Below are 10,078 nucleotides of genomic sequence, written 5' to 3'. Positions count from 1 at the left end.
ATGGCCGGCCCCGACTATCACGGACATCACCATCATGGTCATGGCGGCCATCCGCACGATCATGATCACGATCATGCTCATGGTCTTGGCCACGCGCATGTGCATGCCCCGACCAGCTTCGGCAAGGCGCTCGCGATCGGCATTTCGCTGAACATCGCGCTGGTCGTGGCCGAAGCCGTGTATGGCTATATCGGCAACTCCACCGCCCTGCTCGCGGATGCCGGGCATAACCTTTCCGACGTGCTCGGCCTGGTCGTGGCCTGGGGTGCGTCGATTGCAGCGCGACGCGCGCCGAGCGGCCGCTTCACCTACGGCCTGCGCGCCTCCACCATCCTGGCCGCGCTAGCGAATGCGGCGTTCCTGCTGGTCGCAACCGATGCGATCGGCTGGGAGGCGATTTTGCGTTTGCGCGAGCCGGAGCCGGTCGCCGGCGTGACCGTAATGGTGGTGGCAGGTATCGGCATCCTCATCAACGGTTTTACCGCCATGCTGTTCGCACGCGGACGCAAAGACGATATCAACATCGAAGGCGCCTATCTGCACATGGCGGCGGATGCCGCCGTCTCGCTCGGCGTCGTCGTCTCGGCGGCGCTGATCATGTGGACCGGCTGGCTCTGGCTCGATCCTTTAACCAGCCTCGTCATCTGCGCCATCATCCTCTGGAGCACGACCAGCCTGTTGCGCGGCTCCATCGACATGTCCATGGCGGCAGCGCCCAAGAGCACCGACCTCGCCGCGATCAGGGCGTTCCTGCTGGCGCGGCCGGGCGTCTCCGCGATCCACGATCTCCACGTCTGGCCGATCTCGACCACCGAGACGGCGCTGACCTGCCACCTCGTCATGCCCGCCGGCAGCACAGGCGATGCATTCCTGATGGAGACCGCGCAATTGCTCAAGACCTCATTCCGCATCGGCCACACCACGCTTCAGGTCGAGACGCATCTTGACAACGGCTGCGCCCTGGCGCCGGACGATGTGGTGTAGGATCTCACGCCTCATCCACCCGTCGTTGCGAGGAGCACGCGACAAAATCGCGTAGCAATTTTGCGCTGATGCGACGAAGCAATCCAGACTGTCTCTGCTGAGGCCGCCTGAATTGCTTCGCTGCGTGCAATGACGATCGGGAAGTAGCGCGCTTACGCCGCCTTCGCCGTCACGATCCAGATCGCGCCCTGCAACGTCACCGACTGCCCTTCCTGAAACGGCGCGAGCATGTCGCGGATCGAAGCCTTGGCGGCCTCGTACGTCTCCGGCGGATGGCCTTGGAGCGCGCGGCTGGCGGGGCCGATCTGGAGCGCGCCGTCGACAGCGGCATCGAGGCCACCGCCGATCGCGATATCCATCGCCAGATTGTGCGGCTGCAATGCAACGTCCACGAAGCCGGCACCTTTCAGGATGCGCATCACGCGCTCTTCGGAGGCGAAGGCGAACGGGCCCGGCTCTTCCGGTCCGACCGGCGGCATTTTCGGCACGTGCTTGTAGACCGCCATCAGCGGCGCCATCATCCAGGGGTTTTCCTTCGGCTCGCGCCAGCAAACGAAAGCGAGCCGCCCTGTCGGCTTCAGCGCTGCCCGCAAATTGGTGAAGGACACAATGGGATCGGCGAAGAACATCACGCCGAAACGCGAGGCGAGCAGATCGAAGCTCGCCCGTTCGAACGAATGCACCGTGGCATCCGCCAGCACGAAATCGAGCGGCAGGCCCTTCGGCGCCAACGCGCGCGCCTGCGACAGCATCGGCTCGGAGACGTCGAGACCGAGCGCAAAGCCATCAGGCGCCACCGCCTTGGCGAGCGCGACCGTCGTTGCACCGGAGCCGCAGCCGACGTCGATCACGCGCTCGCCCGGCTTTGGCTCGGCACGGTCGATCAGCACGTCCGCGATCGGCCCGAGCAGTTTTTCCTGCAACGCATGACGATCGGCCCAACGCTGCCCGCTCGGGCCGTTCCAATAGGCGATCTGGTCGGCGTTGAGCTCGTGTCCGCTTGACTGTTCCATCAACCCTCTCCGCGACGGTGCCGAACGTCCGCGCTCGGCCCGAGACGCTTATCCACATGCCGATCCCAGCCGCAAGGCCGATTTCCGCGCGGGACAAGCCTCGATGCCGCTTTGCCAAGCAAAGTCGACGCGGCCAAGCGGCCCTGTGTGAACTCAGCGAACAGGAGAAAACCCCTGCAGTCGGAACGATCAGTCGACATCGATTGCCTGCGGGCAATCTCGATCATATGGGTGCCTGACCCACCCGCTCGCCTGGCTTCGCCAATGGCAGCCGGAGGCGGTCAAATCCTCCGTCGCTGCCCGCCGCGGCGATGTCACGCCCCAGGACTTGCCAATCCGATCGCGCCGGCGTTCGCGCAGGCGGGCGCGGCAGCACATCGATAGATGACATACAGTCCGGCAGACGGTCTGATCCCGGACGGATGACGGCGCAAGGCGATCAGCACCGGCTACATCAGGAGGATTTACGACGAGTCGAGGAGGAGCTCAGTCATGAGGCGCATCTCCGCCGCGGGTGCCCCTCGTTTCTAGCCACAGCAAATCGTGGGCCGGCGCCTTCATCGACGCAGCGCCTCAGTCGCCGTTCCTCCAAGCTAGCGCCAGAACAGCGCCAGCAGCAGGATGACCGGGAGCGGAATTCCTAGCAGCCACAACAGGGCGCCTCGACCAAGTGTCATGGTGTTCGGCCTTTTCCAGCTTTGACGTAGACCAAGCCGCGAAGCCCTCGGGAGTTCCTGCTTCAGGAACGGAAGATTTGAGGGCGCGTTGGAACAGAAAGTGGAAGTTCATGGAGGATCTCACCATGGTGACACGTGCAATCCCTAATCCCTTTTTTGGCTGGACATGGTCGGCCGTGCTGGCTGGCATGTTCGCATCGTTGGTCGTCCAGATCTTGCTGACGATGCTCGGTCTGGGCATTGGTCTGCTCGCGATCGACATTCCCACAGCCTCAACGGCGCCCGCTGGCGCTGGCTGGGCGGCGTTCGTGTGGTGGGCGGTGTCGGGAATCATCGCCGCTTTTGTTGGCGGTGCCGTTGCGGCAGCCAACTCGCCGGATCAGTCCGGGCTCGGCCGCGTCGGTCACGCACTTGCCGCCTGGGCGGTCACAACCGTCGTCGTGGTGGCTGCGGCAGCGATGATGCCGGCGTCCGCGACCAGCATCGCCAGCAACCTGGTCGGCCCCTCATATACAGCGAGCGCCCGGGTCGCCTATTGGTCGAACAATACCGGACGGGACACGGTCGGTGCGACGACTCGGCCGGCCACGCCGGCCCAGCTCGATGAGGCCCGCAAACACTTCTCGTACGTGATGTTTGCAAGCTTCTGTTCGCTTCTCCTCGGCGCAGGAGCGGCCTATGCCGCCGGTATGGCGACGACGGCCCAGGCGGTCAAGGAAACGGCAAGGCCGATGACGTAACGGCACAACGCAGGGCTCGAGAACGGAACGCTGGCGCGGGATCTGTGCGCATTGCGGCCGCATTGGTTTCAACGAACGGCCACACTGGAATCAGATGTCAACCAGATTTCCTCGATAGGTTGGCCGTTCCTCAAACTGAAAAGGCACGACCATGCGCAGCTTCACGGCATCCGTCATCGTTGCAGCTCTCTCCCTCGGAACACCTGCTCTGGTGCAGGCACAGAGCACATCGTCGCAACCCGGCAAGGAACAGCCGTCGACTCAATCCAGCACGGTGATCCGGAGCATACAGGTTGTGGACATCAAGGAATTGCAGCCGGCGGTGCGCGCGAAAGTCGATGAACTCGTGGCGCACACCAGCGATCAGGACATCCAGTCGCTTCGGAAGTCCATCGACGACACACCGGAGGCAGCCTCCGTGCTCAAGGCCAAAGGCTTGAGTTCGTCCCAAGTCGTCGCGATCAACATCGCCGACGGTGTTCTGACCATGTTCACCAAGACAGCCTGACATCAGACGGGAGTTGAGGCGCTGCACGGCGGCCACGAGCATGATGCCGCCTCCTCGGCCGGACGACGAGATCCGCGCGACGAAAGAGGGCAGCCCTGCAGCGGGCCTGCTGCAGGGCTGCTCGTGTCCAGCATCGAACCCTGCCGCAGGCGGCAAATTGGAGCCAGTTGGCGGCGCGCCCTTGCTTCGGCACCCGCGGGGGCGCTAAAGAGGCGCACTTGGGCGGTTAGCTCAGCTGGTTAGAGCATCTCGTTTACACCGAGAGGGTCCGCGGTTCGAATCCGTGACCGCCCACCAGCCTTCGCTCGCTTCGCGACCTACGGCTGGGCAAGCCACCTTCGGAACATCATTGACGCGAAGCGGGCGAGGGCTGTCACGCCGGAGCCCGACAGGCGAAGGCGGACTTCCCGATACACGCCAAGCTCAATCCTTCGGTCTCCCCGGCAGCCCTGGCACCGCATCGATCCAGACCGCGGCCGACTGGCACCAGATCTGCCGGACCGGCCTAAGAGTGTTGCGCTGGCGGATGCTGCCCCAGCGGATGCCCCAGTCGTCGGCCTGGTCGCCCTCACCGCTCGTGAACAGCGGGGAACCGCAATCGGCGCAGAAATGCTGGAAGCGCATTCGGCCGTTGTCGCCCCGCTTGCCATAGATTTTGGGCGTGCCGCCGGTCAGGCGGACGTCCGCTCCGGAACAGACGGCCGTCACCCGGAACGGCGAGCCGGTCAGGGCCTGGCAGTCAGTGCAGTGGCAAACCGAGACCGCCTCGGGATCGATGTCGGCCTCGAAGCTGATCTTGCCGCAATGGCATTGCCCATCGATCTGCATCGCCTCTCCCTCTGGCCCCAAAACAAAAACGGCGCCCGAAGGCGCCGTTTTATCATCTTTCGCTGAACCTTAGTGGGCGGTCAGGCCGCCGGCGGCCTCATCCCCGTCCGGCTTCACCGTCACCTTGGTGTCCTCTTCCCAGACAATCGGCACCGGCTTCTTGACCAGCGCCTTGGCGACAACGTCGTCGAGGCGAGAAACCGGGATGATCTCCATGCCGCCCTTGATCGCATCGGAAATCTCCGTGAGATCCTTGGCATTGTCCTCGGGGATCAGCACCGTCTTGATGCCGCCGCGGGCAGCAGCCAGCAGCTTCTCCTTCAGGCCGCCGATCGGCAGCACGCGACCGCGCAGCGTGATCTCGCCTGTCATCGCGACATCGTGGCGGACCGGAATGCCGGTCATGACCGAGATGATCGCGGTCGCCATGGCGACACCCGCGGACGGACCATCCTTCGGCGTCGCGCCCTCCGGCACGTGCACGTGGATGTCGCGCTTGTCGAACAGCGGCGGCTCGACGCCGTAGTTGATCGCACGCGAGCGGACGTAGGATGCCGCCGCCGATATCGACTCCTTCATGACATCACGGAGATTGCCCGTGACCGTCATCTTGCCCTTGCCGGGCATCATGACGCCTTCGATCGTCAGCAGCTCGCCGCCGACGTCGGTCCAGGCAAGGCCGGTGACGATGCCGACCTGCGGCTCGCTCTCGATTTCGCCGAAGCGGTATTTCGGCACACCGAGCAGCTCTTCCAGAGTCTTCTCGGTGACCTTGACCGACTTCTTCTTGGAGATCATCAGCTCCTTCACCGCCTTGCGGGCGAGTGTCGAGAGCTCACGCTCCAGATTGCGCACGCCCGCTTCGCGGGTATAGCGGCGGATCAAGAGCAGCAGCGCGTCGTCGTCGATCGAGAACTCCTTGGAGTCCAGGCCGTGCTTGGACACCGCGTTCGGGATCAAGTGCTTGCGCGCGATCTCGACCTTCTCGTTCTCGGTGTAGCCCGCGATCCGGATGATCTCCATGCGATCCATCAGCGGGCCCGGAATATTGAGCGTATTCGCGGTCGTGATGAACATCACGTTGGACAGATCGTAGTCGACCTCGAGATAGTGGTCGTTGAAGGTCGCGTTCTGCTCGGGGTCGAGCACCTCGAGCAGCGCCGAGGACGGATCGCCGCGGAAATCGGCGCCCATCTTGTCGATCTCGTCCAGCAGGAACAGCGGATTGGACGACTTCGCCTTGCGCATCGACTGGATGATCTTGCCGGGCATCGAGCCGATATAGGTGCGGCGGTGGCCACGGATCTCGGCCTCGTCGCGCACGCCGCCAAGCGAGACGCGCACGAATTCGCGCCCCGTCGCCTTCGCGATCGACTTGCCGAGCGAGGTCTTGCCGACGCCGGGAGGCCCGACGAGGCACAGGATCGGACCCGTCAGCTTGTTGGCGCGCGACTGCACTGCGAGATACTCGACGATGCGTTCCTTGACCTTCTCGAGCCCGTAATGATCGGAGTCCAGGATGGCTTGCGCCGCTTCCAGATCCTTCTTCACCTTGGACTTCTTGTTCCACGGGATCGACAGCAGCCAATCCAAATAGTTGCGCACGACGGTCGCTTCCGCGGACATCGGCGACATCTGGCGCAGCTTCTTCAATTCGTGCTGCGCCTTCTCGCGCGCTTCCTTGGAGAGCTTGGTCTTGGAGATCTTCTCTTCGAGATCGGCGAGCTCGTCGCGACCGTCGTCGTCGCCGAGTTCCTTCTGGATCGCCTTCATCTGCTCGTTGAGATAATACTCGCGCTGGGTCTTCTCCATCTGGCGCTTGACGCGCGAGCGGATGCGCTTCTCGACCTGGAGCACGGAGATCTCGCTCTCCATCAGGCCCAGCACCTTCTCGAGGCGCGTGGTGACGGACAGCGTCTCCAGGATGCCCTGGCGGTCCGCGATCTTGACCGCAAGATGCGAGGCGACGGTGTCGGCGAGCTTGGCGAAATCGGTGATCGCCTGCACGACGCCGACGACCTCGGCCGAGATCTTCTTGTTGAGCTTCACGTAGCTCTCGAAGTCGGACACGACCGAGCGCGCCAGCGCCTCCGCCTCGACCGACTTCGCGTCGGTGTCGGCGAGCGCGACGGCGGTCGCTTCGTAATAGTCGGCGCGATCGGTGTATTTCTGCACGCGCGCACGCTCGAGCCCTTCAACCAGCACCTTCACGGTGCCGTCGGGAAGCTTCAAGAGCTGGAGCACGCTGGCAAGCGTACCGGTCTCGTAGATGGCATCGGGCGCCGGATCATCATCGGACGCGTTCTTCTGCGTCGCCAGCATGATCAGCGCATCGTTCTTCATCACCTCTTCGAGCGCGCGGATCGACTTCTCGCGGCCGACGAAGAGCGGCACGATCATGTGCGGGAAGACGACGATATCGCGCAGCGGCAGCACGGGATAAGCGTGCGTTTCGCCATGAACGATGGTTGGCCGAGGTTTGGGATTAGTCATGGCCTTTTCCTTTTGCTTTGCCCCCTTGCACGCAGCCCGCTGATCATGCGCAACCGCCACAAGGTGCCGACGTGATCCGCAGAGCCGGTCGGTCCTTTTGCGAGTCGGACCGGCTTGCCGGATCGGAACTGAGGCGAATCCAGAAGAGAATTTTCGCTCGCCGCCGACATTAGGTGGCTATCGACCCGGGGGGTGTCAAGTCATTGAAAAACGCGCGCCTTCAGGCGCTTACGCACGCAGGTAAGCGACGCAACACCGGCTGCGGAGATACAGCTCCGCAGCCCTCCTTGATGAGACGATTGGAGCGTTCCAGCGCCGGGAAATCAGGCGCTGGCATTCTCGACGGCGCGATCGGACCGATCTGCGTAGATGTAGAGCGGACGCGCCGTGCCTTCCACGACTTCTCGCGAAATCACGACCTCTTCCACACCTTCCAGACCCGGCAGGTCGAACATGGTCTCGAGCAGGATCGCCTCGAGGATCGAACGCAAACCGCGCGCGCCGGTCTTGCGCTCGATCGCCTTGCGCGCGACCGCGCCAAGCGCCTCGTCGGCGAAGGTCAGCTCGATGTTCTCCATCTCGAACAGGCGTTGGTACTGTTTCACCAGCGCGTTCTTCGGCTCGGTGAGGATCTTCTTCAGCGAGGTCTCGTCCAGGTCCTCGAGCGTCGCCACGACCGGCAGACGACCGACGAACTCGGGGATGAGGCCATACTTCAGGAGATCCTCAGGCTCGACGTGACGGAAGATCTCGCCGGTCCGGCGATCCTCTGGCGCGAGCACCTGGGCACCGAAGCCGATCGAGGTCGACCGTCCGCGCGCCGAGATGATCTTTTCGAGACCGGCGAAGGCGCCGCCGCAGATGAACAGGATGTTGGTGGTATCCACCTGCAGGAATTCCTGCTGCGGATGCTTGCGGCCGCCCTGCGGCGGGACCGAAGCCACCGTGCCTTCCATGATCTTGAGCAGCGCCTGCTGCACGCCCTCACCCGACACGTCGCGCGTGATCGAGGGATTGTCGGACTTGCGGCTGATCTTGTCGATTTCGTCGATGTAGACGATGCCGCGCTGGGCGCGCTCGACATTGTAGTCGGCAGCCTGGAGCAGTTTCAGGATGATGTTCTCGACGTCCTCGCCGACATAGCCGGCTTCGGTCAGCGTCGTCGCGTCCGCCATCGTGAACGGCACGTCGAGGATGCGGGCGAGCGTCTGCGCGAGCAGCGTCTTGCCCGAGCCGGTCGGACCGATCAGCAGGATGTTCGACTTCGCGAGCTCGACGTCGTTGTGCTTGGTCTGGTGGTTGAGGCGCTTGTAGTGGTTGTGCACCGCGACCGACAGGACCTTCTTCGCATGGCTCTGGCCGATCACGTAATCGTCCAGGACCTTGCAGATTTCCTTCGGCGTCGGAATGCCGTCGCGCGACTTGACCAGCGAGGATTTGTTCTCCTCGCGGATGATGTCCATGCAGAGCTCAACGCACTCGTCGCAGATGAAGACCGTGGGACCCGCGATCAGTTTGCGGACTTCGTGCTGGCTCTTGCCGCAGAACGAGCAATATAGCGTGTTCTTGGAGTCGCTCGTGCCGACCTTACTCATTCATGTCTCCGTCCGCGGTTCGATCCCGTTCCGCTCGATCGCTCCATTCCGACACGATGGCCGGCATGAAGCTTAAGTAGAGCAAATTCCGTACCAAAAAAGACCCTACGCGTTACATCCCGTGCGAATCACGGTCGCTCGATTCTCCGCGATCTTAGCCGATCAATCGTAGCCAACCATGCTGTCACCCGACTATCAAGAATTCGCTAATCGGGGCTCGCCGGCTACCCGTGACAATACCGTGATTTCCGGCCTTGGCACGGGCGAAGTGATCGAAATCATTCCGGCGTTGCTGGATTACCACGAAAAACAAGCACGAAAGCGGAACTTTCTGCCTGTCGCAGGACGCAAGACGGCGTTTTGCAACGCGCCCTTAACGTGAACACCGTCCTGACGGTCCCCGGCGATCCCGAGGGATCGCCGTAACCACCGGGTAGTGCTATTGGGTTTTCGCCGGCGCCGGTTCCTCGGCGCGCTTGTCGATCACCCTGTCGACCAGACCGAACTCCTTGGCGTCGTTCGCAGTCAGGAACTTGTCGCGTTCCAGCGCGTCCTCGATCGACTTGTAGGTCTGGCCGGTGTGCTTGACGTAGATCTCGTTGAGCCGCTTCTTCAGATTCAGGATTTCCTGGGCGTGCAGCATGATGTCGGTGGCTTGGCCCTGGAAGCCCCCGGAGGGCTGGTGAACCATGATACGCGCGTTCGGCAGCGAGAAGCGCATCTCCTTCTCGCCGGCGGCAAGCAGCAGCGAGCCCATCGAAGCCGCCTGGCCCGTGCACAGCGTCGAGACCGGCGGGCGGATGAACTGCATGGTGTCGTAGATGGCAAGCCCCGACGTCACCACGCCGCCCGGCGAGTTGATGTACATCGAGATTTCCTTCTTCGGATTTTCAGCCTCGAGGAACAACAACTGCGCGACGATCAACGTCGACATCCCGTCCTCGACCGGGCCGGTCACGAAGATGATGCGCTCCTTCAGCAGGCGCGAGAAAATGTCGTAGGCGCGCTCGCCACGGTTGGTCTGCTCGACCACCATAGGCACGAGGTTCATGTAGGTTTCAACCGGATCGCGCATGAGTCACCTAGGGTTTCGGAGACGGACATCGCCAGGCTTGGCTGCCAGTTTGGCTGGATTTGCCGGAAGGCGGATGGACGTCCTGTGATGCAGGAACTTGGCAGAGGTAGAACATTGGTACAGGGCGTACCGACAGATATAGCCCAATTCGCGCCTGACAAGTGC

At 62.9% G+C, this 10,078-nt stretch carries 9 protein-coding genes and 1 tRNA gene; 5 read left to right on the top strand and 5 right to left on the bottom strand.

Annotation, left to right across the window (positions count from 1 at the left end):
• On the top strand, positions 1 to 984 hold the full coding sequence (locus IVA87_RS33880) for a cation diffusion facilitator family transporter (protein WP_247294647.1): 984 nt from the start codon (positions 1 to 3) through the stop codon (positions 982 to 984).
• A 152-nt stretch (positions 985 to 1,136) separates the two neighbouring features.
• Here the strand turns inward: IVA87_RS33880 and IVA87_RS33875 are convergent, their stop codons facing one another.
• Positions 1,137 to 1,997, bottom strand: coding sequence for a methyltransferase domain-containing protein (locus IVA87_RS33875; protein WP_247337382.1), 861 nt, complete (start codon positions 1,995 to 1,997; stop codon positions 1,137 to 1,139).
• A gap of 787 nt (positions 1,998 to 2,784) precedes the next feature.
• Here IVA87_RS33875 and IVA87_RS33870 point away from each other — a divergent pair.
• The 3 genes from IVA87_RS33870 to IVA87_RS33860 all read left to right on the top strand — a co-directional run bounded on the left by IVA87_RS33870 (position 2,785) and on the right by IVA87_RS33860 (position 4,219).
• Positions 2,785 to 3,414 (top strand): hypothetical protein, encoded by a 630-nt coding sequence (locus IVA87_RS33870; protein ID WP_247300236.1) that lies wholly within the window; start codon positions 2,785 to 2,787, stop codon positions 3,412 to 3,414.
• A gap of 151 nt (positions 3,415 to 3,565) precedes the next feature.
• On the top strand, positions 3,566 to 3,922 hold the full coding sequence (locus IVA87_RS33865) for a hypothetical protein (RefSeq protein WP_247337380.1): 357 nt from the start codon (positions 3,566 to 3,568) through the stop codon (positions 3,920 to 3,922).
• 220 nt (positions 3,923 to 4,142) lie between these two features.
• Positions 4,143 to 4,219 (top strand) — tRNA-Val (locus IVA87_RS33860).
• A gap of 126 nt (positions 4,220 to 4,345) precedes the next feature.
• Here the strand turns inward: IVA87_RS33860 and IVA87_RS33855 are convergent.
• The 3 genes from IVA87_RS33855 to clpX all read right to left on the bottom strand — a co-directional run bounded on the left by IVA87_RS33855 (position 4,346) and on the right by clpX (position 8,838).
• Positions 4,346 to 4,750 carry a GFA family protein gene (locus IVA87_RS33855; RefSeq protein WP_247299521.1) on the bottom strand — a complete coding sequence of 135 codons (405 nt, stop codon included), beginning with the start codon at positions 4,748 to 4,750 and terminating at the stop codon, positions 4,346 to 4,348.
• Positions 4,751 to 4,819: 69 nt separating this feature from the next.
• Positions 4,820 to 7,243, bottom strand: a complete 2,424-nt coding sequence (gene lon / locus IVA87_RS33850) for an endopeptidase La (RefSeq protein WP_247277118.1) — start codon at positions 7,241 to 7,243, stop codon at positions 4,820 to 4,822.
• A 323-nt stretch (positions 7,244 to 7,566) separates the two neighbouring features.
• Positions 7,567 to 8,838, bottom strand: coding sequence for an ATP-dependent Clp protease ATP-binding subunit ClpX (gene clpX, locus IVA87_RS33845; RefSeq protein WP_008547851.1), 1,272 nt, complete (start codon positions 8,836 to 8,838; stop codon positions 7,567 to 7,569).
• 178 nt (positions 8,839 to 9,016) lie between these two features.
• On the opposite strand from clpX, the gene IVA87_RS33840 reads away from it, so the two are divergent.
• Entirely contained in the window at positions 9,017 to 9,220 is a 204-nt protein-coding gene (locus IVA87_RS33840) for a hypothetical protein (protein WP_247299522.1), read from the top strand.
• 57 nt (positions 9,221 to 9,277) lie between these two features.
• On the opposite strand, the gene IVA87_RS33835 is transcribed toward IVA87_RS33840, so the two are convergent.
• Entirely contained in the window at positions 9,278 to 9,913 is a 636-nt protein-coding gene (locus IVA87_RS33835; protein ID WP_247299524.1) for an ATP-dependent Clp protease proteolytic subunit, read from the bottom strand.
• Positions 9,914 to 10,078: the final 165 nt, after the last annotated feature.

The sequence above is a fragment of the Bradyrhizobium sp. 147 genome (assembly GCF_023073935.1).
GTDB lineage: Bacteria > Pseudomonadota > Alphaproteobacteria > Rhizobiales > Xanthobacteraceae > Bradyrhizobium.
Note: the sequence above shows the minus strand (reverse complement) of the source record. Positions and strands in the feature narration are given on the sequence as shown.

Coding starts and splice junctions, on each gene's coding strand:
- IVA87_RS33880 (WP_247294647.1), top strand. CDS start 1: ATGGCCGGCCCCGACTATCACGGACATCACCATCATGGTCATGGCGGC.
- IVA87_RS33875 (WP_247337382.1), bottom strand. CDS start 1,997: ATGGAACAGTCAAGCGGACACGAGCTCAACGCCGACCAGATCGCCTAT.
- IVA87_RS33870 (WP_247300236.1), top strand. CDS start 2,785: ATGGAGGATCTCACCATGGTGACACGTGCAATCCCTAATCCCTTTTTT.
- IVA87_RS33865 (WP_247337380.1), top strand. CDS start 3,566: ATGCGCAGCTTCACGGCATCCGTCATCGTTGCAGCTCTCTCCCTCGGA.
- IVA87_RS33855 (WP_247299521.1), bottom strand. CDS start 4,750: ATGCAGATCGATGGGCAATGCCATTGCGGCAAGATCAGCTTCGAGGCC.
- lon (WP_247277118.1), bottom strand. CDS start 7,243: ATGACTAATCCCAAACCTCGGCCAACCATCGTTCATGGCGAAACGCAC.
- clpX (WP_008547851.1), bottom strand. CDS start 8,838: ATGAGTAAGGTCGGCACGAGCGACTCCAAGAACACGCTATATTGCTCG.
- IVA87_RS33840 (WP_247299522.1), top strand. CDS start 9,017: ATGCTGTCACCCGACTATCAAGAATTCGCTAATCGGGGCTCGCCGGCT.
- IVA87_RS33835 (WP_247299524.1), bottom strand. CDS start 9,913: ATGCGCGATCCGGTTGAAACCTACATGAACCTCGTGCCTATGGTGGTC.